21 protein-coding genes are annotated in these 24,886 nt (G+C 58.4%); 11 read left to right on the top strand and 10 right to left on the bottom strand.

The window, feature by feature from the left end; all coding sequences use genetic code 11:
* Positions 1 to 6 precede the first annotated feature (6 nt).
* The 9 genes from prmA to ACA373_RS19720 form a co-directional block, all read right to left on the bottom strand.
* Entirely contained in the window at positions 7 to 888 is an 882-nt protein-coding gene (gene prmA / locus ACA373_RS19760) for a 50S ribosomal protein L11 methyltransferase (RefSeq protein ID WP_253457787.1), read from the bottom strand.
* A gap of 30 nt (positions 889 to 918) precedes the next feature.
* Positions 919 to 2,346, bottom strand: coding sequence for a sodium/pantothenate symporter (gene panF / locus ACA373_RS19755; protein ID WP_253457790.1), 1,428 nt, complete (start codon positions 2,344 to 2,346; stop codon positions 919 to 921).
* The gene (locus ACA373_RS19750; RefSeq protein WP_125287046.1) at positions 2,343 to 2,579 is read right to left on the bottom strand and encodes a YhdT family protein; all 237 of its coding nucleotides are present in this window, start codon (positions 2,577 to 2,579) and stop codon (positions 2,343 to 2,345) included. The genes panF and ACA373_RS19750 overlap by 4 nt, the downstream gene beginning before the upstream one ends.
* A 67-nt stretch (positions 2,580 to 2,646) precedes the next feature.
* Complete coding sequence (gene accC, locus ACA373_RS19745; RefSeq protein WP_253457793.1) at positions 2,647 to 3,996, bottom strand: acetyl-CoA carboxylase biotin carboxylase subunit; 1,350 nt, start codon at positions 3,994 to 3,996, stop codon at positions 2,647 to 2,649.
* Between the two features lie 11 nt (positions 3,997 to 4,007).
* The gene (gene accB, locus ACA373_RS19740; protein ID WP_125287048.1) at positions 4,008 to 4,478 is read right to left on the bottom strand and encodes an acetyl-CoA carboxylase biotin carboxyl carrier protein; all 471 of its coding nucleotides are present in this window, start codon (positions 4,476 to 4,478) and stop codon (positions 4,008 to 4,010) included.
* 21 nt (positions 4,479 to 4,499) lie between these two features.
* Positions 4,500 to 4,952 (bottom strand): type II 3-dehydroquinate dehydratase, encoded by a 453-nt coding sequence (aroQ, locus tag ACA373_RS19735; protein WP_199746318.1) that lies wholly within the window; start codon positions 4,950 to 4,952, stop codon positions 4,500 to 4,502.
* A gap of 216 nt (positions 4,953 to 5,168) precedes the next feature.
* Positions 5,169 to 5,768: a protein-methionine-sulfoxide reductase heme-binding subunit MsrQ gene (gene msrQ, locus ACA373_RS19730; protein ID WP_253457796.1), complete on the bottom strand. Its 600-nt coding sequence runs from the start codon at positions 5,766 to 5,768 to the stop codon at positions 5,169 to 5,171.
* The gene (gene msrP, locus ACA373_RS19725; RefSeq protein ID WP_253457798.1) at positions 5,768 to 6,775 is read right to left on the bottom strand and encodes a protein-methionine-sulfoxide reductase catalytic subunit MsrP; all 1,008 of its coding nucleotides are present in this window, start codon (positions 6,773 to 6,775) and stop codon (positions 5,768 to 5,770) included. Before msrP ends, msrQ begins: the two co-directional genes overlap by 1 nt.
* 239 nt (positions 6,776 to 7,014) lie before the next feature.
* Positions 7,015 to 7,992, bottom strand: coding sequence for an oxidoreductase (locus ACA373_RS19720; protein WP_370734982.1), 978 nt, complete (start codon positions 7,990 to 7,992; stop codon positions 7,015 to 7,017).
* 179 nt (positions 7,993 to 8,171) lie between these two features.
* Here ACA373_RS19720 and csrD point away from each other — a divergent pair, with 179 nt between their 5' ends.
* From csrD to tldD, 8 genes are all read left to right on the top strand, one after another.
* The gene (csrD, locus tag ACA373_RS19715; protein WP_253457804.1) at positions 8,172 to 10,121 is read left to right on the top strand and encodes an RNase E specificity factor CsrD; all 1,950 of its coding nucleotides are present in this window, start codon (positions 8,172 to 8,174) and stop codon (positions 10,119 to 10,121) included.
* A 313-nt stretch (positions 10,122 to 10,434) separates the two neighbouring features.
* Complete coding sequence (mreB, locus tag ACA373_RS19710; RefSeq protein ID WP_003855260.1) at positions 10,435 to 11,478, top strand: rod shape-determining protein MreB; 1,044 nt, start codon at positions 10,435 to 10,437, stop codon at positions 11,476 to 11,478.
* Between the two features lie 64 nt (positions 11,479 to 11,542).
* Positions 11,543 to 12,571 carry a rod shape-determining protein MreC gene (mreC, locus tag ACA373_RS19705; RefSeq protein ID WP_301250738.1) on the top strand — a complete coding sequence of 343 codons (1,029 nt, stop codon included), beginning with the start codon at positions 11,543 to 11,545 and terminating at the stop codon, positions 12,569 to 12,571.
* On the top strand, positions 12,568 to 13,056 hold the full coding sequence (gene mreD / locus ACA373_RS19700; protein ID WP_253457811.1) for a rod shape-determining protein MreD: 489 nt from the start codon (positions 12,568 to 12,570) through the stop codon (positions 13,054 to 13,056). The genes mreC and mreD overlap by 4 nt, the downstream gene beginning before the upstream one ends.
* Before the next feature lie 8 nt (positions 13,057 to 13,064).
* The gene (locus ACA373_RS19695) at positions 13,065 to 13,658 is read left to right on the top strand and encodes a nucleoside triphosphate pyrophosphatase (protein ID WP_253457814.1); all 594 of its coding nucleotides are present in this window, start codon (positions 13,065 to 13,067) and stop codon (positions 13,656 to 13,658) included.
* On the top strand, positions 13,648 to 15,117 hold the full coding sequence (gene rng, locus ACA373_RS19690; RefSeq protein WP_253457817.1) for a ribonuclease G: 1,470 nt from the start codon (positions 13,648 to 13,650) through the stop codon (positions 15,115 to 15,117). The genes ACA373_RS19695 and rng overlap by 11 nt, the downstream gene beginning before the upstream one ends.
* Positions 15,118 to 15,210: 93 nt before the next feature.
* Positions 15,211 to 18,987, top strand: a complete 3,777-nt coding sequence (yhdP, locus tag ACA373_RS19685) for an AsmA2 domain-containing protein YhdP (protein ID WP_370734981.1) — start codon at positions 15,211 to 15,213, stop codon at positions 18,985 to 18,987.
* An 82-nt stretch (positions 18,988 to 19,069) separates the two neighbouring features.
* Positions 19,070 to 20,515 (top strand): metalloprotease TldD, encoded by a 1,446-nt coding sequence (tldD, locus tag ACA373_RS19680; protein WP_370734980.1) that lies wholly within the window; start codon positions 19,070 to 19,072, stop codon positions 20,513 to 20,515.
* Positions 20,516 to 20,559: 44 nt separating this feature from the next.
* On the opposite strand, the gene aaeR is transcribed toward tldD, so the two are convergent.
* Positions 20,560 to 21,477, bottom strand: a complete 918-nt coding sequence (gene aaeR, locus ACA373_RS19675) for an HTH-type transcriptional activator AaeR (protein ID WP_125287059.1) — start codon at positions 21,475 to 21,477, stop codon at positions 20,560 to 20,562.
* 268 nt (positions 21,478 to 21,745) lie between these two features.
* On the opposite strand from aaeR, the gene aaeX reads away from it, so the two are divergent.
* Genes aaeX through aaeB form a run of 3 tightly spaced genes read left to right on the top strand, consistent with a single transcriptional unit; the run spans position 21,746 to position 24,850 of the window.
* Positions 21,746 to 21,949 carry a p-hydroxybenzoic acid efflux pump operon protein AaeX gene (gene aaeX / locus ACA373_RS19670; RefSeq protein WP_034890367.1) on the top strand — a complete coding sequence of 68 codons (204 nt, stop codon included), beginning with the start codon at positions 21,746 to 21,748 and terminating at the stop codon, positions 21,947 to 21,949.
* Between the two features lie 7 nt (positions 21,950 to 21,956).
* A complete protein-coding gene (gene aaeA, locus ACA373_RS19665; protein ID WP_253457821.1) occupies positions 21,957 to 22,889 on the top strand; it encodes a p-hydroxybenzoic acid efflux pump subunit AaeA in 933 nt (310 codons plus the stop codon).
* Positions 22,890 to 22,894: 5 nt separating this feature from the next.
* Positions 22,895 to 24,850 (top strand): p-hydroxybenzoic acid efflux pump subunit AaeB, encoded by a 1,956-nt coding sequence (gene aaeB / locus ACA373_RS19660; RefSeq protein ID WP_253457823.1) that lies wholly within the window; start codon positions 22,895 to 22,897, stop codon positions 24,848 to 24,850.
* The last annotated feature ends 36 nt before the right edge of the window (positions 24,851 to 24,886 follow it).

Raw genomic sequence — 24,886 nt, 5'->3', positions numbered from 1 at the left:
GATAGTTTAGCGACGCACGCCGGTAATGCGGCACCACTCTTCTTTTTCCGCCACCGGATCGAGCACGAACTTATCCGCATAGGCTTCGCACACGCCGTCCGCCTGGCTCGCCAGCACGCCGGAAAGACCCAGATGACCGCCGGAAACCGGCAGCACGCTGATAAGCGGCGCCAGCTCACGCAGCGGGCCGGCAAGGATATTAGCGACCACGACATCTGCGCTGAGGTTCTCTGGCTGCTCGTGAGGCAGGTAAAGCGACAGACGTTCCGACACGCCGTTGCGCTCGGCATTGTCACGGCTGGCCTGGATCGCCTGCGGATCGATGTCGATACCAATAGCCTGTGCCGCACCCAGCTTCAGCGCCGCGATAGCGAGAATGCCGGAGCCGCAGCCAAAATCGATCACGGTTTTACCGGCCAGATCCAGGCCGTCCAGCCAGCTCAGGCACATCGCCGTCGTGGGATGGGTGCCGGTGCCAAACGCCAGGCCGGGATCCAGCATCACGTTGACCGCATTCGGATCCGGCACGTCGCGCCAGCTTGGGCAAATCCACAGGCGCTGACCAAAACGCATCGGATGGAAGTTTTCCATCCATTCCCGCTCCCAGTCCTTGTCTTCTATCTGCTCAATTTTGTGGTGGAAGCCGACGCCCAGCAGCGGATGCTGTTCCAGACTGGCAATCACGTCCTGCATGTCGGTTTCGGCATCAAACAGGCCGATCGCATCGGTATCGCCCCACAGACGCGTTTCGCCAGGCAGCGGTTCAAACACCGGATTGTCGTGCGTATCCTGAAACGTGACCGAGACAGCCCCGTTCTCGATCAGCGCGTCGCCCAGCTCTTCAGCCTGGTCGCCGGTGGTGTTGATTTTCATTTGTATCCAGGGCATTGCGATTCTCTTTAGTCAAACAAATAAAGGCTAAGGCCGGACAGGGCGGCCAAAACGGTTGCCGATTACGAAGGCAATCAGGCTCAGCAGTAGCGAAGGCACAATCGGGTGAAACCCCCACGGCTGCAGTGAAAAGCTGGCCAGCAGGGTATAGCAGCCCGCGCCGCCGATCATGCTGCTGAGTGCGCCGGCAGCATTGGCTTTCTCCCAGTATAACCCCAGCACCAGCGGCCACAGAAATACCGCTTCCAGACCGCCGAAAGCCAGCAGGTTAAGCCAGATCAGCATATCGGGCGGATTCCAGGCCGCCACCAGCAGCAGCAGGCCCAGCACCAGCGTGACCGTCGCGGAGATCTTTCTGAGCAGCGGCTCGTTATCCAACTGCTGCGGGCGCACGCGCAAAAAGAGATCCTTGACGATCGTGGCGGAAGACTGCAACAGCTGCGCGTTGATCGTCGACATAATGGCGGCCATCGGCGCGGCCAGGAAGATCCCGGCGGCCAGCGGCGGCAAAACGTGGATCATCAACGTCGGGATCACCAGATCCGGCACGGTCAGGCCCGGCATCACGGCGCGACCCAGCGCGCCGGCCAGATGCATGCCGAACATCAGTACGGTCACGACCACGGTGCCCAGCAGGATGCCGCGATGCACGGCCTTGCTGTCTTTATACGAGATACAACGTACGGCGGTATGCGGCAGGCCGATCACGCCAAAACAGACCAGCACCGAGAAAGAGGCCAGAAAGGTCGGGCTGAGGATATTATCCACGCCGCCTGGCGAAATCAGCTGCGGATCGATCTGCTGCAGCTTCTGTACCGCGCTGTGCATCCCGCCTGCGCTATGGATCACCGCAAACAGTAGGATAAAGGTGCCAAGCAGCATAACCACGCCCTGTAAGGCATCGTTCAGCACGCTGGCGCGGAAGCCGCCGAAAGCGGTATAGAGCGCAATAGCGCCGCCGAAAATCAGCAGGCCGCTGCTGTAAGGAATGCCCGCTGCGGTTTCCAGCAGCCGCGCGCCGCCGATAAACTGCACGGTCATCGCGCCAATAAAGGCGATCAGCAGGCTGAGGCTGGCAAACCAGACCAGCAGCGGGCTGCGATAGCGGGCGTAGAGCATATCGTTAAGCGTCAGCGCGTTATAGCGCCGGGCCAGAATAGCGAACTTCTTGCCTAAAACGCCCAGCGACAGCCAGACGGCGGGCACCTGCACCATCGACAGTAGCACCCAGCCCAGCCCATATTTATAGGCGGCGCCAGGCCCGCCGATAAAGGAACTCGCGCTGATATAGGTGGTAGTCAGCGTCATCGCCAGCACAAACCCGCCCATCGAGCGGCTGCCGAGAAAATATTCGGTAAGAAAGTTGCCTTCGCGCCGTTTACGCATCGCGTAGACGGAAAGCGCCGCCACCAGCAGCAGATAGGCGATAAGGGGCAGAATGATCCCGGCCTTCACGGCGTATCCTCCAGCGAAATATCACGAAAGATCCGTTTGATCATCAGCCAGCAGAAAAAGATAAACAGCAGCGGCACCAGCAAACAGGCCATTTCGAACCAGTGGGGCAGGCCGGTGATGCCCGGCTGATTGCCGCCAAAAGCGGCCGTCAGCGACCAGGCGGCCACATAGGCGACCGCCAGCCAGAACGACCAGCGCGCCTCGCGATGCGCCTGCACAAAGCGTTTTTCCATTTTTCCTCCCGTAACAGGCAAAGAAAAAGGCCGGTCAGACCGGCCTTCCTTTATTACCTCTGGCGGATCAGGTTTCCTGAATGCCGAGTTTTTTCTCCAGATAGTGGATGTTGGTGCCACCGATCTGGAAGTTTTCGTCGCTCATGATCTTCATCTGCAGCTCGACGTTAGTCTTGATGCCGTCGATGATCAGTTCCGCCAGTGCGTTCTTCATACGGGCAATAGCCACGTCACGCGTCTCACCGTAGGTGATCAGCTTGCCGATCATGGAGTCATAGTACGGCGGTACGGTATAGCCCGCGTAAATATGAGACTCCCAACGCACGCCGAAGCCGCCAGGGGCATGGAAGCGCGTGATTTTACCCGGGCTTGGCAGGAAGGTGTTCGGATCTTCCGCGTTGATACGGCACTCGACCGCATGGCCGCGAACCACTACGTCTTCCTGTTTGATCGACAGCGGCTGACCGGCAGCGATACGCAGCTGCTCTTTGATCAGATCGACGCCGGTGATCATCTCGGTAACCGGATGCTCAACCTGGATACGGGTGTTCATCTCAATGAAGTAGAACTCGCCGTTCTCGAACAGGAACTCAAAGGTGCCCGCGCCACGGTAGCCGATATCGATACAGGCTTTCGCACAGCGATCGCCGATAAAGCGGCGCTGTTCTTCCGTGATGCCCGGCGCTGGCGCCTCTTCCACCACTTTCTGGTGGCGACGCTGCATGGAGCAGTCGCGCTCGGCCAGATAGATGGCGTGGCCCTGGCCGTCAGCCAGTACCTGAATTTCGATATGGCGCGGGTTCTCGAGGAATTTCTCCATGTAAACCATGTCGTTGTTGAAAGCCGCTTTGGCTTCCGCCTTCGTCATGTTGATGGATTGCTCAAGATCCTTGTCGTGGCGCACAACGCGCATCCCACGACCGCCGCCGCCGCCGGAAGCCTTAACGATAACCGGATAACCGATACGTTGAGCGATGGCGCGGTTTTTTTCCATATCGTCGCCCAGCGAGCCGTCAGAACCTGGTACGGTTGGCACGCCGGTTTTTTTCATCGCGGTGATGGCGGAAACTTTATCGCCCATCAGACGGATGGTGTCGGCTTTAGGGCCGATAAAGATAAAGCCGGAGCGCTCCACCTGTTCGGCAAAATCGGCGTTCTCAGAGAGGAAGCCGTAGCCTGGGTGGATAGCCACCGCGCCGGTGATCTCTGCGGCAGAGATCAGCGCCGGGATGTTCAGATAGCTTTTAACAGATGGCGCAGGCCCGATACAAACGGTCTCATCGGCCAGCAGCACGTGTTTCAGATCGCGGTCGGCGCTTGAATGCACGGCCACGGTCTTGATGCCCAGTTCTTTACAGGCGCGCAGAATACGCAGCGCGATTTCACCACGGTTAGCAATTACAATTTTTTCCAGCATGGTTCGCCTCGTTATTCGATGACTACCAGCGGCTCGTCAAATTCTACTGGCTGACCGCTTTCGACCAGGATCGCTTTTACCACGCCGGACTTATCGGCTTCGATCTGGTTCATCATTTTCATCGCTTCAACGATGCACAGGGTGTCGCCAGCGTTAACTTTCTGGCCGACTTCGACAAAGGCTTTCGCGTCCGGGCTTGGCGTGCGGTAGAAAGTACCGACCATTGGTGAACGTACGATGTGGCCACTGATCTCGGCAGCGGCAGGCGCTTCCATCGCTGGCGTGGTGGCTGGTGCCACGGCGGTTGCCAGCGCTGGCTGCGGCTGCATTGGGGCAGCCCAGGCCTGCTGCATCATTGGGTAGCCTGAATTGGCCGGGGAACGACTGATGCGAACGGACTCTTCACCTTCAGAAATTTCCAGTTCAGCAATGCCTGATTCTTCAACCAGTTCGATCAGTTTTTTAATCTTACGAATATCCATTAGTGTGGTTCCGTACTCTGTTTAATTAGATTGTGACAGGCGTTTAACCGCCGTCTGTAAAGCCCAGGAATAACCGTCGACGCCAAGTCCACAAATTACGCCAGCAGCAATATCAGAAAGATAAGAATGATGGCGGAAAGGCTCGCGGGCATGCACATTGGACAGGTGCACTTCAATAAACGGGATGCTGACTGCAAGCAGGGCATCACGAAGCGCCACGCTGGTATGCGTATAGGCCGCCGGGTTAATGACGATATAATCGACATTGCCTCTCGCCTCATGAATGCGGTCAATTAACGCGTGTTCCGCGTTAGACTGCAGATGACTCAGCTTCACATTGAGCGCGTCAGCCTGCGCAGTTAGCCCGCTGACGAGATCGGGAAGGGTCGTGCTGCCGTACTTCTCCGGCTCGCGAGTGCCAAGGAGGTTCAGGTTGGGACCATTCAAAAGCAATATGTGAAACTTTTCAGCCATCTTGCTGCTATCTCCTGCGATAATTGAGGCATCGCACAAAATACAATGCGAAAAGCCATTTGTCACCTTTCACGGTGAAATTTGGCCCCTGCACGGGTTTAAAACCGGGCATTATAACGATTTCAACGCAATTCGCAGCTAAATACTGGTCGTATCAGCGAAGATAATCCACCAAACGCCTAAGAAAGCATCCGGTTATGCGCGGCGGCGCACGTTTTATCGCAGCCACTGACGGAATTTCTTATAGCGCCACAGCAGCAGGATCAGCGCCAGAGACGCGTAGATCCAGGGCTGGGGCGAGAACGTTTTAACCGACCACAGATAGTGGACAGGTGCCAGGATCAGGACGAGATAAATGGCGTTGTGCAGCTTTTGCCAGTTTTTGCCCAATTTTCGCTGCGCTTTCTGAAAAGAGGTCAGCGACAGCAGCAGCAGGATAAACCAGCTGATAATCCCCAGCGTCAGGTAGGGACGCGAGATCAGCTCCGAACCCAGCAGGCTGAGGTTAGCGATACCCAGCTCCAGCAGCGAATAGCTGACCAGATGCAGCGTGGCCCAGGCAAAACACCACAGTCCCAGCAGGCGACGGACGCGGATAAGCAGCGGCTGCCTGCCGTAGCGCGCCAGCGGCGTGACCAGCAGCGTGCCGAGCAGGAATTTCAGGGCCATCCGGCCGGTAAAATGCTGGATATCCTTTGCCGGATCGGCGCTCAGCCAGCCCTGGTTAATAGACAGGATCAGCCAGAGAAAAGGTAAAAAACCGGCCAGATGCAGCAGTACTTTCAGGCCGGTGATCTGCTTGCCCGTCAGACGCACTAGAAGTTCTCCCGCAGATCTAATCCCTTATAGAGGGAAGCCACCTGGTCGGCATAGCCGTTAAACAGCAGCGTGGGCTGACGCTTGACGTCCAGAATGCCGCCGGAGCCGATAAAACGCTCCGTAGCCTGCGACCAGCGCGGATGATCGACATGCGGATTCACATTGCCGTAGAAGCCATACTCGTTCGAGGCCAGCAGGTTCCAGGTAGTCGGCGGCTGCGCCTTGACCAGGGTAATTTTCACGATGGACTTGATGCCCTTAAACCCGTATTTCCACGGCACGGTCAGGCGGATCGGCGCGCCGTTTTGCGGCGGCAGCGCTTTGCCGTAAACGCCGGTGGTTAACATGGTCAGCGGATGCATCGCTTCATCCAGCCGCAGCCCTTCCACATAGGGATAATCGATGCCGCCGCCGACAAAGCGATCGCGCTGGCCCGGCATCTCTTCCGGCGCGTAAATCGTTTGAAAGGCGACATAGCGCGCATTGCTGGTCGGCTCTGCGGCTTTTAACAGCTTGCCCAGCTCGAACCCAATCCAGGGCACCACCATCGACCAGGCCTCTACGCAGCGCATCCGATAAATACGCTGCTCTAACGGAAACCGCTTAAAGATATCGTCCATATCCAGCGTCATCGGCTTCATTACTTCGCCGCCGATCTCGATTTTCCAGTCGGCGGTTTTCAACGAGCCGGCGTTGGCCGCCGGATCCGCTTTATCCAGGCCGAATTCATAAAAGTTGTTGTAGCCCGTTACCTTATCTTCCGGCGTCAACGCTAAGTCGGCCTGATACTGTGCGGGCTTGCTGAAGTCGAGCGGTTTACCGGCCGGCGCTTTCTGGCTCTCTTTGCCTTTTCCCTGTAGCCAGGAAAGCACGTCGGCGCGGGCCGTCGGCACCGACAGCGCGGCGGCGCTAATCCCCAGCGCTTTCATTACCTGGCGACGCCGGGCGTTGAAAATGCTTTCCGGGGTAACATCGTTTTCAGTGAGTTTATCAACGGGCTTCATGGCTGTGTCTCCAGAGACGGTCACTTTTTAGCATGACCAAAAAAAGCGAATTCAGCGAATAAAAAAGCGGCTGGCGCGCAGAATATCAGCTCCGTAAAACCGTTAAGAGAGCAGGAAGTGTAATCAGTTATGTGAATGTTGAAGAAAGGTAAATATAAGGCGGGTTCGCTACGCCGGGCGGCAAGCGGCGCGCGATAAAAACCACCTGGCGGGATCGGCACGCCAGGTGATATAACGCGCTAGCGAATTTTTACCAGCGTCCGGCCCGTAATCTCGTTATTAAGCAGTTTGGCCGCGCTGGCAGCGGCATCGACCAGCGCAATTTCCGTTGTCGCCTGCTGATAAAACGCGTCTGGCAGCGTTTTAACCAGCCTTTTCCAGGCCGCAAGGCGACGCTCTGCGGGTGCCGTAACGGAATCAACGCCCTGAAGGCGCACGTTGCGCAGAATAAAAGGCATTACGGTGGTTGGCAATGCAAATCCGGCCGCCAGGCCGCAGGCCGCCACCACGCCGCCGTAGTTCATCTGCGCCAGCACGCTCGCCAGTACCTTATCACCAGCGGTATCCACCGCGCCGGCCCACCGCTGTTTTTCCAGCGGTCGGCTGTCGGCGCTGAAAGCCTCACGCGGCAGGATCTCGCTGGCGCCCAGCTGGTGAAGATAGTCATGGGTGGAGGATCTGCCGCTTACCGCTGTCACCCGATAGCCGAGCGAGCTGAGCAGGGAAACCGCCGTGCTGCCCACGCCGCCGCTGGCGCCGGTCACTATTACCTCGCCGCTGTCAGGCCGCACGCCGCCTTCCTCCAGCGCCATGACGCACAGCATAGCGGTCAGGCCGGCCGTGCCGATAATCATCGCCCGACGGCCATCAAGCCCTTCCGGCATCGGCGTCAGCCAGTCGCCTTTTACCCTGGCCTGTTCCGCCAGGCCGCCCCAGTGATTTTCCCCTACGCCCCAGCCGGTCAGCAGCACCTGTTGTCCGGTATGAAAGCGCGGATCTTCGCTATGGCGCACCTGGCCTGCAAAATCGATGCCGGGCACCATCGGAAACTGCCGGATGATTTTCCCTTTGCCGGTAATCGCCAGCGCATCTTTGTAGTTCAGGCCTGACCAGCTGACATCTACCGTCACCTCGCCCGGCGGCAGGGCGTCCGGGCTGAGCTGTTTTACCGTGGCCAGGGTTTTGCCTTCGGACTGTTCGAGAACCAGTGCGTGCATGAGAATCTCCTGAAAATGGAACGGAAAGGTATAATAAAAGTCTGACCTCACTATACTCCCGGCAATCAGTAAAATTTTGTTTAAGATGCATAAAAGCATGAGGAAGGTCTCTGCAAAGCCATTCGCCGTTACTGCTTTTTGCTACGGCGTCTCTTTCACGGTAGCCAAAGAGCACAAGGATGCGATTAACCACCAAACTCTCCGCAATGATTACCTTTGTCAGCGCACTGGTCATGCTTGTCATGCTGGTGGGCGGCGTAATGAGCTTTTATTACCTTAGCGATTTGCGCGCTGAGCATCGTCTGCAGACGATGGCGGACGACATCGACAGGGCACTCGACCATCAATCTCCTGACCAGATAGCCCCGGGGCTGTCGCAGGTGATGGGGCCTTTACAGGTTGTTCGCATCACTTTCATGGTAAATAATCAGCCCGTTAAAACCCTTTCCCGCCATCAGGATGCGCTGATGGAAGATGAGCCTAACCGCTATCGCAACAGCGTTATCCCTCTGAGCAAACATGCCCGGTACGTGCTGCATATCGTCTGGATAGACAGCGCGAAAACCTGGCTGATGTCCTTTATTGGCGCGTCCATCTTAAGCCTGCTGGTGCTGGCGATCGGCATCCTGCTGCTAATCCTGTTTTTCTCGCATCGCTGGCTGTACCGACAGCTTGAAGGCATGGAGCGGCTGGAAAATCGCGCGGCAAAAGTGCTGAGGGGCGAAAGAGAAACCGTGCGCCCGGGTTCCGTACTGGAGTGGCCGCCCAAGGCCAGCAGCGCGCTGGATCTGCTGCTCGGCGATTTGCAGGAAGCCTCCGAGCGCCGCAATCGTGTTGATACGCTGATCCGGGCTTTCGCCGCGCAGGATCCCATGACCGGCCTGCATAACCGCCTTTTCTTCGACAACCAGCTGGCCACGCTGCTGGAAGATAGCGAAACCGCCGGCGCGCACGGCATGGTAATGATGATCCGCCTGCCGGATCTCGACACGCTGCGTGACAACTGGGGCCATGCGCCCGTGCAGGATTACCTTTTCGGCCTGGTGAACCTGCTGTCTACCTTCGTGATGCGCTATCCCGGTGCGCTGCTGGCACGCTATTTCCGCAGTGATTTCGCCGTTCTGCTGCCGCATCGCAGCCTGAAGGATGCCGACAGCATCGCCTCCCAGCTGATCAAAGCCGTGGACGCGCTGCCGCCCACGCGCATGCTGGATCGGGAAGATATGATCCATATCGGCATCAGCGCCTGGCAAAGCGGGCAAACCACGCAGCAGGTCATGGAAAACGTCGAGCTGGCCACGCGGCACGCGGCGCTGCTGGGCGGCAATAACTGGTCGGTCAGCGAAAAACCGGCGCCGGAGCTGAGCCGCGGCAGCGTCAAGTGGCGCACGCTGCTGGAAAATACCCTCAGTCGCGGCGGGCCGCGTTTGTATCAGAAACCGGCGGTAACGCGGGAAGGGCGGCTGCACCATCGCGAAATCATGCCGAGGATCTTTGACGGAAAAACCGAGCTGGCGGCGGCTGAATATCTGCCGCTGGTGCAGCAGCTGGGCATGGCCGAAGGTTATGACCGAATTTTGGTAAGCCGCATCCTGAGCTTTATCCAGGCCTGGCCGGAGGAAACGCTGGCGATACCGCTGACGATCGATGCGCTCCTGCAGCGTCCTTTCCAGATTTGGCTGCGCGATATGCTGCTGCAATACACTAAATCACAAAGAAACCGTATTTTATTTGAACTTGCGGAAGCGGATGTAGGTCAACATCTCTGCCGCTTGCACGGCGCCTTTCATTTACTGAAAGGTTTTGGCTGCCGTATTGCCATTATCCAGGCGGGGTTAACGCTGGTCAGCACGGTCTACATCAAGGTGGTGTCGCCGGAACTGATCAAGCTGCATCCCGGTCTGGTGCGCAATATTGACCGTCGCAAGGAGAATCAGCTGTTTGTGCAGAGTTTGCTCGAAAGCTGCAAGGGAACGTCAACGCAGGTTTTCGCCGCAGGCGTAAAAACCCGAAGTGAATGGCAAACCTTAACGGAGTCAGGGATAAACGGCGGCCAGGGCGATTTTTTTGCTCCTTCGCAGCTGCTGACAGGCGATATGAAAAAATATTCGCAAAGATATCGAGTTTAGTCTGCCGTTAAGCCGGATTTCACGTAGAATAGCCGCGCAGCTGTGGTGCCGGCTACGTTTGACGGGCGGTAAAGCAGTGCCTAAATATGTAAAAATTCATGTACGTTATGTCCGTAAAACGGCCTTAAAACAGGGGCGATGCGCCTGAACTCAGGCATTCTGCTCGCGTAGTTTTTTGGGTTGTGACTCAGGCGAGAGATAGCGTGATTTTTCACCGAAGTAGAGCGTTTTTGCGCCTTGTCGCTGCTTCGTGTGGTTGGTAAAGTAAGCGGATTTTATTATCCGCCCCCAGCTAGCAGGATTATCCTTCAGTATGTTTAAAAAATTCCGTGGCATGTTTTCCAACGACTTGTCCATCGACCTGGGTACCGCCAATACCCTGATTTATGTGAAAGGACAGGGCATCGTTCTGAATGAGCCTTCCGTCGTTGCTATTCGTCAGGATCGTGCCGGTTCCCCAAAGAGCGTCGCGGCAGTAGGTCATGACGCCAAGCAGATGCTGGGTCGTACCCCCGGCAATATCGCTGCTATCCGTCCAATGAAAGACGGCGTGATCGCCGACTTCTTTGTGACCGAAAAGATGCTGCAACACTTTATCAAACAGGTTCACAGCAACAGCTTTATGCGCCCAAGCCCGCGCGTGCTGGTGTGTGTGCCTGTCGGCGCGACCCAGGTTGAACGCCGTGCGATCCGTGAATCCGCACAGGGCGCAGGCGCGCGTGAAGTTTTCCTGATTGAAGAGCCGATGGCAGCCGCTATCGGTGCTGGCCTGCCGGTTTCGGAAGCGACCGGTTCAATGGTGGTCGATATCGGCGGCGGCACCACGGAAGTTGCGGTGATCTCTCTGAACGGCGTGGTTTACTCCTCTTCCGTGCGCATCGGCGGCGATCGCTTTGACGAAGCCATTATTAATTACGTGCGCCGTAACTACGGCTCGCTGATCGGCGAAGCCACCGCTGAACGAATCAAACATGAGATCGGCTCCGCTTATCCGGGCGACGAAGTGCGTGAGATCGAAGTGCGCGGTCGTAACCTGGCGGAAGGCGTGCCTCGCGGCTTTACGCTGAACTCCAACGAAATTCTGGAGGCGCTCCAGGAGCCGCTGACCGGCATCGTTAGCGCGGTGATGGTTGCGCTGGAACAGTGTCCGCCAGAGCTGGCCTCTGACATCTCCGAGCGCGGCATGGTGCTGACCGGCGGCGGCGCGCTGCTGCGCAACCTCGACCGTCTGCTGATGGAAGAAACCGGTATTCCGGTGGTAGTGGCTGAAGATCCGCTGACCTGCGTCGCACGCGGCGGCGGTAAGGCGTTGGAAATGATCGACATGCACGGCGGCGATTTGTTCAGCGAAGAATAATTTGCCATGAAGGCGCGCGGGTCCCGCGCGTCTTGTTAATGATGTCGAGGAATACGCCGAGTTTATGAAGCCGATCTTCAGCAGGGGCCCATCCCTGCAGTTACGCTTGTTTCTGGCAGTTGTGGTAGCGATAGGCGTGATTATCGCCGACAGCCGTATGGGCGCTTTCAGCCAGATACGCACCTACATGGATACGGCGGTCAGCCCATTCTATTTTCTGGCCAACGGGCCACGTCAGATTCTGGACAGCGTTTCCGACACGCTGGCCTCTCGCCAGCAGCTTGAGCTGGAAAACAAAGCCCTGCATCGCGAGCTGATGCTGAAAAACAGCGAGCTGCTGATGCTGGGGCAATTTAAGCAGGAAAACGCGCGTCTGCGCGAGCTGCTTGGTTCGCCGCTGCGTCAGGACGAGCACAAGATGGTCACCCAGGTCATCTCTACCGGCACGGATCCCTATACCGATCAGGTGGTAATCGACAAAGGCAGCGTAAACGGCGTTTACGAAGGCCAGCCGGTTATCAGCGATAAAGGCGTGGTCGGCCAGGTCGTCGCCGTCGGTAAAATCACCAGCCGCGTCATGCTGATTTGCGACTCCTCTCACGCGCTGCCGATTCAGGTATTGCGCAACGATATCCGCGTGATTGCGGCGGGCAACGGCTGTACGGAAGATCTTCAGCTTGAGCACTTGCCGGGCAACACCGATATCCGCGTGGGCGACGTGCTGGTCACTTCCGGCCTCGGCGGTCGCTTCCCGGAAGGCTACCCGGTCGGCGTGGTGTCCTCCGTGAAGCTCGATACGCAGCGCGCCTATACCGTGATCCAGGCGCGTCCGACGGCGGGCCTGCAACGCTTGCGCTATCTGCTGCTGCTGTGGGGCGCGGATCGCAACGGCACCATGCCGATGGCGCCGGATGAAGTGCACCGCGTCGCCAACGAGCGCCTGATGCAGATGATGCCGCAGGTGCTGCCGGCCGCCAGCGAAATGATGGGGCCGCCTGCGCCGGATAACGCATCGACAACCGGCCAGACAACGCCTGCGGCTCAGGCCGCGCCTGCCGCTGCCGCGCCCGCCTCGCGCAGAGGCCAGCCTTGAGCAGCTATCGCAGCCATGGTCGCTGGGTTATCTGGTGCTCGTTTCTGGTGGCGCTGGTGCTGCAAATCATGCCGTGGCCCGATCAGCTCTATATGTTCCGGCCTTCCTGGCTGCTGTTGATCCTGATTTACTGGGTGCTGGCGCTGCCGCATCGCGTGAATGTCGGCACGGGTTTTGTGATGGGATCTATAATGGATCTGATTTCAGGCTCGACGCTGGGCGTGCGTGCGCTGGCTTTCAGCATCCTTGCTTACCTGGTGGCGTTTAAATTCCAGCTATTCCGCAATCTGGCGCTCTGGCAGCAGGCGCTGATGGTGATGGTGCTGTCGCTGGCGATGGATGTCATTGTCTTCTGGGCGGAATTTTTAGTTATTAACGTCTCGTTTCGTCCGGAAATCTTCTGGAGCAGCGTAATAGACGGTATTCTGTGGCCCTGGCTGTTCTTGCTGATGAGAAAAATACGTCGCCAGTTTGCCGTACAATAAGGAAGAGTATGATATCCCTTTACCTGGCCTCCGGTTCTCCCCGTCGTCGTGAATTACTTACGCAGCTTGGTCTGCGTTTTGCGCGTTTAAGCACGCAGGTTGAAGAGCGGCAGCAGCCCGGCGAAATGGCGGAAGCCTACGTCCGGCGTCTGGCGCTGGAAAAAGCGCAGGCCGGCGTGGCGGTGGCGGAGCAGGATCTGCCGGTGCTGGGCGCCGATACCATTGTGGTGCTGAACAACGAAGTGCTGGAGAAACCGGCAGACGAGGCCGCCGCCGCCGCGATGCTGGCTAAACTTTCCGGCCAGACGCATCAGGTGATGACGGCCGTCGCGCTGGCCGATCGGCAACGGCAGCTGGCGTGCATGGTGGTAACGGAAGTCACTTTTCGCCTGCTGAGCGAGGAGGACATTGCGGCCTATATCGCCAGCGGCGAGCCGATGGATAAAGCGGGCGCCTATGGCATTCAGGGACTGGGCGGGAATTTCGTCAGAAAAATCAATGGAAGCTATCACGCGGTGGTGGGGCTGCCCCTGGTGGAAACGGCTGAGCTGCTGAGCCAGTTTCACGCGCTGCGTGAGGTAAGGGAACAAGATGACGGCTGAACTTCTGGTAAATATTACCCCTTCGGAAACGCGCGTCGCCTATATTGACGGCGGCATTCTGCAGGAAATTCATATTGAACGCGAAGCGCGCCGGGGCATTGTCGGCAATATCTATAAAGGGCGCGTCAGCCGGGTTCTGCCGGGCATGCAGGCTGCCTTTGTCGATATCGGGCTGGAAAAAGCCGCCTTTCTGCACGCTTCCGACATCATGCCGCATACCGAATGCGTAGCGGGCGACGAGCGTAAAAACTTTTCCGTACGCGATATTTCCGAACTGGTTCGCCAGGGACAGGATCTGATGGTGCAGGTGGTGAAAGATCCGCTGGGCACTAAAGGCGCGCGTCTCACCACCGATATCACGCTGCCTTCGCGCTATCTGGTCTTTATGCCGGGCGCGTCGCACGTTGGCGTTTCGCAACGTATAGAAAGCGAAGCGGAGCGCGAGCGTCTTAAGTCCGTGGTGGCCGCCTACTGCGACGAGCTGGGCGGCTATATTATCCGCACCGCCGCCGAAGGCGTGGGCGAACAGGAGCTGGCTTCCGACGCCGCGTTTCTAAAACGTCTGTGGACTAAGGTCATCGAGCGCAAAAAGCGCAATAAAACCCGCTGCCGCCTCTATGGTGAAGTCGCGCTGTCGCAGCGTATCCTGCGCGATTTCGCCGGGGCCGCCCTGGATCGTATCCGTATCGATTCGCGTCAGACGTGGGAACATCTGGTGGAGTTCACCAGCGAATACATTCCTGAAATGACGGCAAAGCTGGAGCTGTACACCGGCAAGCAGCCGATTTTCGATTTGTTCGATGTGGAAAACGAAATCCAGCGCTCGCTGGATCGCAAGGTGGAGCTGAAATCCGGCGGCTATCTGATCATCGACCAAACCGAGGCGATGACCACCATCGATATCAATACCGGCGCCTTTGTCGGCCATCGCAATCTGGATGAAACCATCTTTAACACCAACGTCGAGGCGACGCAGGCGATCGCCCGCCAGCTGCGTCTGCGCAACCTCGGCGGCATTATCATTATCGACTTTATCGATATGAATAACGAAGATCACCGCCGTCGCGTGCTGCACTCGCTGGAGCAGGCGCTGAGTAAGGATCGGGTTAAAACCGGCATCAATGGTTTCTCGCAGCTTGGGCTGGTAGAGATGACCCGTAAACGCACGCGGGAAAGCATTGAGCATGTGCTGTGTCAGGACTGCCCGGTCTGCAAAGGACGCGGCACGCTGAAAACCGTGGAAACCGTCTGCTATGAGATCATGCGCGAAATAGTCCGCGTTCATCACGCCTACGATTCGGACCGTTTTTTGGTTTACGTTTCGCCTGCGGTTGGCGAGGCGCTGAAAACCGACGAATCCCATGCGCTGGCGGAAGTAGAGATATTCGTCGGCAAGCAGGTGAAAGTACAGATTGAACCGCTCTATACTCAGGAGCAGTTTGACGTGGTGATGATGTAAGCCATCGGCTATCCCGCTCAGAACAAAGCCAGCGCGCCCCACCGGGGATAAATACAGTTATTGCCCGCAGTGACGGGCATCAAGGAGAGGTGTGTGAGGCAATTGCCGAGGATCTTGCTACTGACCGGCGCAATAATCGTCGTTATTATTGCGCTGATAGTCAGCGGCCTGCGTCTGGCGATGCCGCATATCAACAGCTGGCGCACGCCTCTGCTGCAGCGCCTTTCCAGCGCTATCGACATGCCGGTAGAAGCCGCTTCCCTTAACGGACGTTGGGAGAATTTCGGCCCGGTGCTGGAAATCAAAGCCCTTAATATCGGCCTGAAGGACGGCGGCTCGCTGAAGGTCGATCGCGTTTCGCTGGCCTTTGACGTCTGGCAATCGCTGCTGCATCTACGCCCGCAGTTTCGCAATCTCGTCTTCTGGCGACTGGATCTCGTCACCAATACGCCGCTCACCGCCGGCGACAGCGGCAAAGTAGAGCTCAAGCCGGGCCAGTTCAGCGATCTCTTTCTGCGTCAGTTTGACCACTTCGATTTGCAACAAAGCCAGATCAGTTTTCTGACGCTTTCCGGGCAGCGCGCCAGGCTGGATATGCCGCAGCTTACCTGGCTGAACGAAAAAAACCGTCACCGTGCGGAAGGGCTGGTCAGTTTGTCCAGCTTTACCGGCCAGCACGGCGTGGTACAGGTGCGTCTCGATCTCAGCGACACCAATGGCTATCTCGATACCGGGCGCGCCTGGATGCAGGCGGACGATGTGGATGTCAAACCCTGGCTGGGCCAGTGGATGCAGGACAACACCACGCTGAAAAGCGCCCGCTTCTCGCTGGCTGCCTGGATGAGCCTTGAAAACGGCGAAATCCACAGCGGCGATATCTTATTAAAGAAAGGCGGCGCGGAATGGCAGGGCGAAAACGAGGCACACCACTTCACCGTGGATAACCTCGCCGCCCATATCAGCCGCGTTGAGCAGGGCTGGCGTGCCGAAATGCCGAGAACCAGCCTGCATACCGACGGCATAGCCTGGCCAAAAGGGCGGGTATCGCTGCTCTGGCTGCCGCAACGCTCGTCCAGCCCGGAAGAGCTACGCATACGCGCCACCCATCTGGCGCTTGAGCGTATCGATGCGCTGCTGCCGCTGTTTTCCAAAGTGACGCCGACGCTGCTGACTAACTGGCGCACGCTGCAGCCGCACGGCGAAGTTCAGGCGCTGGCCGCCGATATTCCTTTACAGCAGCCGGAGAAAACCCGCTTTCAGGCCCGCTGGCAAAATCTGAGCTGGCAGCACTGGGAGCTGCTGCCGGGAATGCAGCATTTTAGCGGCTCGCTTACCGGCAGCGTCACGGACGGCAAGCTGAATTTCAGGCTGAAAGATGCCTCGCTGCCCGATGGCACCATGTTCCGCGCGCCGCTGCAAATCGCGCAGGCCAGCGGCGCCTTCAGCTGGCGGAGCGACGAGCAGGGCGTCACGCTGGCCGGACGGGATCTGGATGTGCAGGCGCGCTCGCTGTGGGCGAAGGGCGACTTCACCTGGGCGCAGGCCAAAGAGCAGGCGCCGCGGCTGGATATTCTGGCCGGCATTAACCTGACCGATGCGGCAGACGCCTGGCGCTACTTCCCGGAACCGCTGATGGGCACCAAACTGGTCGACTATCTCAGCGGCGCCATCAAAGGCGGGCAGGCGCAAAACGCCACGCTGCTGTTTGCGGGCAATCCCCAGCTTTTCCCTTTCAAACACAACGACGGTATGTTCCAGGTTTGGGTGCCGCTGCGTCAGGCGACCTATCGCTTCCAGCCCGGCTGGCCGGATCTGGAAAAGCTGGATATCAACCTGAACTTTATCAACGACGGCCTGTTTATGAAGGCGGATCGGGCAATGCTGGGCAACGTGCAGGGCAAAAACGTTGCCGCCGTTATTCCTGACTATATGAAAGAAAAGCTGATTATCGACAGCGATATCAGCGGGGCGGGCACGGAAATCGGCCGCTACTTTAACCAGACGCCGCTGAAGCCAACGCTGGGCGCGGCGCTGGACGAGCTACAGATCGGCGGCGATGTAAGCGGTCGCTTACATTTGAATATCCCGCTGGATGGGCAGGAAGTTAAAGCCAGCGGCGATGTGGCTCTGCATAATAATTCGCTGTTTATTAAACCGCTTAACAGCACCATCAAACAGCTGAGCGGCCGCTTCACTTACGACAACGGCAATCTGCAAAGCGAGCCGCTGACCGCCAGCTGGTTCGGGCAGCCGATGGGCGTCACGTTTACTACCCAGGAAGGCGAAAAGCATTACGCTATCGGCGTCGATCTTAAAGGCGACTGGCAGCCGGGCAAAATCGACGCGGTGCCGAAGGCGCTGCGCGAAAAACTGAACGGCAGCGCCAGCTGGCAAAGCGCGGTCGCCATTACGCTGCCGCACGGCGGAGGCGCGAACTACAAGGTCTCGCTGACCGGCGATCTGAAAAATGTAAGCAGTAACTTACCTTCGCCGCTGGATAAAGAGCGGGCTGCGCCGATGCCGATCCGCGTTCAGGCGCAGGGCGATCTGTCGGCCTTTACGCTGCATGGCGCGGTAGGTGAAAAGCACCGTTTCAACAGCCGCTGGCTATTGGGTAAGCCACGCGTCGATCGCGGCATCTGGGAAAATGACGCCACGCAAACGCCGCCGCTGCCGGCAACGTCAGGCATGACGCTTAATCTGCCGCCGCTGGATGGTGAAGCCTGGCTGGGGCTGCTGGCGGGCGGCACAGGCGCAGGCGGCGGACAGGCTTATCTGCCGGGCGATATCACGCTGCGCACGCCGGCGCTGACGCTGGGCGGGCAGCGCTGGCACGATCTGGAGGCAACGCTGAGCCAGACGGTAGCGGGCGAAAACGTGGTGCAGGCCAAAGGACGCGAGATCGACGGCAAGTTGGTAATGAGACAGCACGCGCCGTGGCTGGGCCAGCTCAGCTACCTCTATTACAACCCGCAGTGGCCAGCGGCCAGCGGCTCCACGCCGTTTTCCGGCGAGCAGGCCAGCGGAATTGATTTCAGCAGCTGGCCCGCCGTTAATCTGAGCTGCAACGAATGCTGGCTGCGCGGCCAGCGCTTCGGCCGGATGGCGGCGGATCTGAGCCACACCCGCGATACCTTAAAGCTGCAAAACGGCCTGATCGATATCGGCAGCGCAAAACTGAAGGTGGCAGGCGAATGGGTCAACCAGCCGGGCGCGCAGCGCACGGCGCTGAAAGGCTCGCTCAGCGGCAAAAAAGTTGACGATGCCACCAACTGGTTCGGCATGAATTCGCCGCTGCGGGATGCGCCGTTTAACATCGATTACGATCTTCACTGGCAGGCCGCGCCGTGGCAGCCGTCGGTGGCGACGCTGAGCGGCGTGCTGAAATCGCACATGGGCGCCGGACAGATTGCCGATGTGAATACCGGCCGCGCCGGTCAGCTGCTGCGGCTGGTCAGTTTCGATGCGCTGCTGCGCAAGCTGCGCCTTGATTTCACCGACACTTTCAGTCAGGGCTTCTATTTTGATTCCATTAACGGCACCGCCTGGATTGAAAAGGGCGTGCTGCGTACCGATAACCTGTTGGTGGATGGCCTGGAAGCTGACATCGCCATGCAGGGCAAAATCGACCTGGTGAAACGGCAAATCGATATGGAAGCGGTGGTCGCGCCGGAAATTTCCGCGACCGTCGGCGTCGCCGCCGCGTTCGCCGTTAATCCGGTGGTCGGCGCAGCGGTCTTTGCCGCCAGCAAGGCGCTGGCGCCGCTGTGGAATAAGATCTCGGTGCTGCGCTACCATCTTTCCGGGCCGCTCGATAAGCCGCAAATTGACGAAGTGCTGCGCAAGCCGCGAGAAAAGAGCGCGAAGTGAATTTGACGTGACCGGGGAATTGCCTCAGGCTATAGAGATTACGACGCCAGCGGCGACTGGCTCCCAAACAGAGCGAGAATACATGAGTCTGAATCTGGTAAGTGAACAGTTACTAACTGCTAATAATATTAACCAACAGGATCTCTTTTCCCTTCTCGGTCAGCTCTCGGAACGCAAGCTGGACTACGCCGACCTCTATTTTCAGTCCGGCTACCACGAATCCTGGGTGCTGGAAGACAGGATTATCAAAGACGGCTCCTGGAACATCGATCAGGGCGTCGGCGTGCGCGCCATCAGCGGCGAAAAAACGGGCTTCGCCTACGCCGATCAGATCACGCTGAACGCTTTGACGCAAAGCGCCACGGCGGCGCGCAGTATTGTGCGCGAGCAGGGCAACGGCAAATCGCACACGCTGGGCGCGGTAATGAACCGCCCGCTTTACCCAACGGCCGATCCGCTGCAAAGCCTGACCCGTGAAGAGAAAATCGCGCTGCTGCATCGCGTGGATTCTGCGGCGCGTGCGGCGGACAAGCGTGTACAGGAAGTCAGCGCCAGCCTGAGCGGCGTTTACGAGATGGTGCTGGTGGCGGCCACCGACGGCACGCTGGCGGCCGACGTGCGTCCGCTGGTTCGCCTGTCGATAAGCGTGCAGGTTGAGGACAACGGCAAGCGCGAGCGCGGCTCCAGCGGCGGCGGCGGCCGTTTCGGCTACGAATTTTTCCTGGCCGACGAGTCCGGCGAAACCCGTGCGGAAGCCTGGGCGCGTGAAGCGGTGCGGATGGCGCTGGTCAACCTGAGCGCCGTCGCGGCGCCGGCGGGCAGCATTCCGGTGGTGCTGGGCGCGGGCTGGCCTGGCGTGCTGCTGCACGAAGCGGTTGGTCACGGTCTGGAAGGCGACTTCAACCGTCGCGGCACCTCGGTGTTCAGCGGCCAGATTGGCCAGAAAGTGGCGTCCGATCTCTGCACCGTGGTCGATGACGGCACCATCGAAGGCCTGCGCGGGTCGCTGGCGGTGGATGACGAAGGCGTGCCGGGCCAGTACAACGTGCTGATCGAAAACGGCGTGCTGAAAGGCTATATGCAGGACAAGCTGAACGCCCGCCTGATGGGCGTTAAGCCTACCGGCAACGGCCGCCGCGAATCCTATGCGCATCTGCCGATGCCGCGCATGACCAACACCTATATGCTGGCAGGCAAGTCGACGCCGAAAGATATCATCGCCAGCGTCGAGTATGGCCTCTATGCGCCAAACTTCGGCGGCGGTCAGGTGGATATCACCTCCGGGAAATTTGTTTTCTCGACCTCGGAAGCCTATCTGATTGAGAACGGCAAAGTGACCAAACCGGTGAAAGGCGCCACGCTGATCGGTTCCGGTATTGAGGCGATGCAGCAAATCTCGATGGTAGGCAACGACCTCGCGCTGGATAAAGGCGTGGGCGTTTGCGGCAAAGAAGGGCAAAGCCTGCCGGTCGGCGTTGGCCAGCCGACCCTGAAGCTGGATAAGCTGACCGTGGGCGGCACCGCCTGACGGATAGCGACCACGAAAAGGCGAGCCATAGCGGCTCGCCTTTTTTATTTCTGCCGATACTCCTGGTACACGTCCGCCACCTTATGGAAGTAATCCGTCAGATAATTGATACACACCTGTACCTTCAGCGGCAGCTTGTCCTTCTGCGTATAAACCGCATAAACCGGCCGGGGATCGGACTGATAGTGCGCAAACAGGATCTCGATTTTACCGGCGTTGATCTCGTCAATGATCCACATCAGCGGCACGTAGGCGATGCCCGTTCCGGCCACCAGCCAGCGGATAAGCGTTTGCGAATCGTTGGTGGCGAAGCGTCCCTGCGGCGAAAGGCGAATGGCGAGGCCTTCCGGCGACGTCAGCTCAAAATCGTTGTCGGGCCGCACGCTGTACTCCAGCCAGGAAAAGTTGCCGATATCCGAAGGCTTTTCCGGCGTACCGTGCTGCGCCAGATAGCTTTTGGCGGCGCAGACCACCATCGGCATTGAGCCAAGGCGGCGAGAGAACAGGCTGGAATCGCGCAGCGCGCCAACGCGGATCACCAGATCCAGTCCGTCGGCGATCAGGTCGGGCGCAGGGATGCCGGTAACCAGGTTCACCGTCAGGCCAGGATATTCTTTCAGCATCTCGGCGGTCATATTCGCCAGCACGTTCTGCGCCATGGTCGAAGAGCTGCCGATGCGCAGCGTGCCGATCGGCGTATTGTTGAAGGCGTACAGCTGCTCGTGCACCTGCTGCGCTTCCGACATCATCCTGCGGCAGCCCTGGAAATAGATTTTTCCGGCTTCGGTCAGGCCCAGGCTGCGCGTGCTGCGGTTCAGCAGCTTGACCTGTAGCTCATCCTCCAGCTTCGCCACGATCTGGCTGACGGCGGAAACGCTCATTTGCAGATGGTTGGCGGCAGCGGTAAAAGAGCCCAGCTCCACCACACGCGCAAACACGGACATGCCCTTCATTCTTTCCATTATTAACTCTGGCTTAAAAGTGATTTAGATCACATTTGGTAGAAAACAGATAGTCAGCCGCGTTACTATAGCATCGCCGGGTTACCATTCCGTAACTCAACTCGCCGAAATGCTGACGCCTGAATACGCTATTATTCATACAGCGCCGGTTTTTGATAAGACCGTCTGCGGTTAATCTGACATCATCATCCGTAGAGCAGCAGCCACCCTGTCCGGGGCGGCCGTTTTTTTGTGGCGGAGCGCCCGGTAAACCCGACAAGGATAAGAGATGAGCGTGCTTCCGGTTATTGTGATATTTGGGCTCTCCTTCCCGCCCATATTTTTTGAGATTATCGTGTCATTGATGCTGTTCTGGCTGGTGCGTCGTTTGCTTACGCCCACCGGGATCTATGACCTGGTCTGGCATCCTGCGTTATTTAATACAGCACTCTACTGCTGCCTGTTCTACCTGGTTTCCCGATTGTTTGTCTGAGGTCACAGTGAAAGCGTTAACAAGAAAAATTTCCCGGTTTGCCATCACCCTTATCCTGGTGGTCATTGCCGTTGTTGGTATTTTCCACGTCTGGGTTTACTACACAGAATCGCCGTGGACGCGCGACGCAAAATTCACGGCGGACGTGGTCGCTATCGCGCCAGACGTCAGCGGCCTGATCACCGACGTGCGCGTGCGGGATAACCAGCTGGTGAAAAAGGACCAGGTGCTGTTCGTGGTCGATCAGCCGCGCTATCAGCAGGCGCTGAACCAGGCGGAAGCGGACGTGGCCTATTACCAGGCATTGGTCAGTGAAAAACGCCGTGAGGCAGGCCGCCGCAATCAGCTCGGCGTCTCTGCTATGTCGCGTGAGGCTATCGAGCAGGCCAACAGCGATTACCAGACTACGGAACACCAGCTGGCGAAAGCCGTCGCCACGCGCGATACCGCGAAGCTGGATCTGGAGCGTACCGTGGTCAAAGCCCCGGCGGACGGCTGGATCACTAACCTGAACGTCTATCGCGGCGAATTTATCACGCGCGGCTCTACCGCCGTGGCGCTGGTGCAGCAGCACACCTTCTACGTGCTGGCCTATATGGAAGAAACCAAGCTGGAAGGCGTGCGTCCCGGCTATCGCGTGGAGATCACGCCGCTGGGCAGCAACCGCGTGCTGCAGGGCACCGTTGACAGCGTGGCCGCTGGCGTGACCAACAGCAGCAGCACCGTCGACAGCAAAGGCATGGCGACCATCGATTCCAACCTGGAGTGGGTGCGTCTGGCGCAGCGCGTGCCGGTACGTATTCATCTCGACCAGCAGCAGGGCAATCTTTATCCTGCCGGCACGACGGCAACCGTGATTGTGACGGGCGCTCAGGATCGTCAGCCGCAGGAGATGTCGCCGGCGATGAAGCTGATGCACCGCCTGCGTGAGTTCGGCTAAGCGCCATGTGGTATCAACTGCGGTTTCCGATCAAGCTGACCTTCGCCATTCTGCTGGCGTTGCTGATCGGCTTTCACTTTAATCTGGAAACGCCGCGCTGGGCGGTAATGACCGCCTGTATCGTCGCAGGCGGCACGGCCTTTGCCGCGGGCGGCGATCCTTTCTCCGGCGCGCTGCGCCATCGCGGGATGCTGCGTATTATCGGCACCTTTATCGGCTGCCTGGCCGCGCTGACGATTATGATCGCCACCATCCGCGCGCCGGTGGTGATGCTGCTGCTGTGCTGTCTGTGGGCCGGTTTCTGCGTCTGGCTTTCCTCCTTAATCAAAGTTGAAAACTCCTATGCGCTGGGCCTGGCGGGCTATACGGCGCTGATTATCGTGGTCAGCCTGGACGCTAACGGCTCGGTGCTGCTGGCGCCGCAGTTTGCCGTCGAGCGCTGTAGCGAAATCATTATCGGCATCGTCTGCGCCATTCTGGCCGACATGCTGTTTTCGCCGCGCTCCATCAAACAGGATATCGATCGCGCTATCGACGGGCTGCTGGTGGATCAGTACAAGCTGATGCAGCTTTGCGTGGCGCACGGCGACAAAGAAGAGGTCGACAAAGCCTGGACCGATCTGGTGCGTCGCACCACCGCGCTGAACGGAATGCGTACCCATCTGATGATGGAGTCAGGCCACTGGCAGCGAGCGGACAGGCGACTGCGCGCGTTAAATACGCTGTCGCTGACCTTGATTACCCAGGCCTGCGAAACTTTTCTGATCCAGAATACTCGTCAGGAATATGTGCCGCCGCAGTTTCACCTTTTCTTTGAAAAGCCGGTTGAGAACGTCGCCGATATCCATAAGCGCATGAAAATTATGCGCCGCGTGATCACCGCCAGCGGCAGCAAAAACACGCCGGTCACCGTCAGCAACTGGGTCGGCGCGGCTTCACGCTATTTGCTGCTGCTGAAAGGCATAAAAACCAACAGCAGCATCAGCGGCATGGAAGAAGAAGTGCTGGATGGCGAGCCGGTGGTAAAAATGCGCTCGGCGGAAACGCGCCACGCGCTGATCAACGGCGTGCGCACTTTTGTCGCCACGGCGGTCGGTTCGCTGTTCTGGCTGTGGAGCGGCTGGACATCGGGCAGCGGCGCAATGGTGATGCTCGCGGTGATCACCGCGCTGGCGATGAGGATGCCGAACCCGCTGATGATGGCGAAGGATTTTCTGTACGGCATGATGGTGGCGATCCCCTTAGGGGCGCTCTATTACATGGTGCTGATGCCCGCCACGCAGCAAAGTATGCTGCTGCTCTGCCTCTGCCTGGGCGTGATGGCCTTTATCGGCGGCATCCTTATTCAGCGCCGTCAGATCGGCACGCTGGGCGCGCTGGTCGGCACCATCAATATCCTGACGCTGGACAATCCCATGACCTTTAACGTCAGCGCCTTTCTGGATAACGCGCTCGGTCAGGCGATCGGCTGTTTCCTGGCGCTGCTGGTCATTTTGCTTATTCGCGACACCTCAAAAGCGCGGACCGGACGCACGCTGCTGAACCGCTTTATGTATTCCGCCGTGGCGGCCATGACCACCAATCAGGCCCGCCGTCGCGAGAACCATCTGCCGGCGCTGTACCAGCAGCTGTTTATGTTGCTGAATCTTTTTCCGGGCGATATCAACAAGTTTCGTATCGCGCTGACGTTGATTATCGGACACCAGCGCCTGCGCGATGCCGATATCCCGGTTAACAGCGATCTTTCTGCTTTCCACAAGCAGCTGCGGCATACGGCGGATCGGGTTATTTCGGCAGGCAGCGACGCCAAACGACGCCACTACTTCGAGCGGCTGCTGGCGGAACTGGCTATCTATCAGGAAAAGCTGGTGCATTACGAGGCGCCGCTAAGCGTCACCGAGCCCGTGCAGCGCCTGGCGAGCATGTTGAAAAAATATCAGACCACGCTGCTGCAAATCTGATTAAGAGATCTCCGCTTCTTGCCCTTCTTGCGGCCT

This window comes from Erwinia sp. STN24 (genome assembly GCF_041320675.1).
GTDB classification, from domain to species: Bacteria; Pseudomonadota; Gammaproteobacteria; order Enterobacterales; family Enterobacteriaceae; genus Erwinia; species Erwinia aeris.
Note: the sequence above shows the minus strand (reverse complement) of the source record. Positions and strands in the feature narration are given on the sequence as shown.

Bases quoted from the DNA above. Each gene is read 5' to 3' on its own strand.
- prmA (WP_253457787.1), bottom strand. From the start codon at position 888: ATGCCCTGGATACAAATGAAAATCAACACCACCGGCGACCAGGCTGAA.
- ACA373_RS19750 (WP_125287046.1), bottom strand. From the start codon at position 2,579: ATGGAAAAACGCTTTGTGCAGGCGCATCGCGAGGCGCGCTGGTCGTTC.
- accC (WP_253457793.1), bottom strand. From the start codon at position 3,996: ATGCTGGAAAAAATTGTAATTGCTAACCGTGGTGAAATCGCGCTGCGT.
- accB (WP_125287048.1), bottom strand. From the start codon at position 4,478: ATGGATATTCGTAAGATTAAAAAACTGATCGAACTGGTTGAAGAATCA.
- aroQ (WP_199746318.1), bottom strand. From the start codon at position 4,952: ATGGCTGAAAAGTTTCACATATTGCTTTTGAATGGTCCCAACCTGAAC.
- msrP (WP_253457798.1), bottom strand. From the start codon at position 6,775: ATGAAGCCCGTTGATAAACTCACTGAAAACGATGTTACCCCGGAAAGC.
- ACA373_RS19720 (WP_370734982.1), bottom strand. From the start codon at position 7,992: ATGCACGCACTGGTTCTCGAACAGTCCGAAGGCAAAACCCTGGCCACG.
- csrD (WP_253457804.1), top strand. From the start codon at position 8,172: ATGCGATTAACCACCAAACTCTCCGCAATGATTACCTTTGTCAGCGCA.
- mreB (WP_003855260.1), top strand. From the start codon at position 10,435: ATGTTTAAAAAATTCCGTGGCATGTTTTCCAACGACTTGTCCATCGAC.
- mreC (WP_301250738.1), top strand. From the start codon at position 11,543: ATGAAGCCGATCTTCAGCAGGGGCCCATCCCTGCAGTTACGCTTGTTT.
- ACA373_RS19695 (WP_253457814.1), top strand. From the start codon at position 13,065: ATGATATCCCTTTACCTGGCCTCCGGTTCTCCCCGTCGTCGTGAATTA.
- rng (WP_253457817.1), top strand. From the start codon at position 13,648: ATGACGGCTGAACTTCTGGTAAATATTACCCCTTCGGAAACGCGCGTC.
- tldD (WP_370734980.1), top strand. From the start codon at position 19,070: ATGAGTCTGAATCTGGTAAGTGAACAGTTACTAACTGCTAATAATATT.
- aaeR (WP_125287059.1), bottom strand. From the start codon at position 21,477: ATGGAAAGAATGAAGGGCATGTCCGTGTTTGCGCGTGTGGTGGAGCTG.
- aaeX (WP_034890367.1), top strand. From the start codon at position 21,746: ATGAGCGTGCTTCCGGTTATTGTGATATTTGGGCTCTCCTTCCCGCCC.
- aaeB (WP_253457823.1), top strand. From the start codon at position 22,895: ATGTGGTATCAACTGCGGTTTCCGATCAAGCTGACCTTCGCCATTCTG.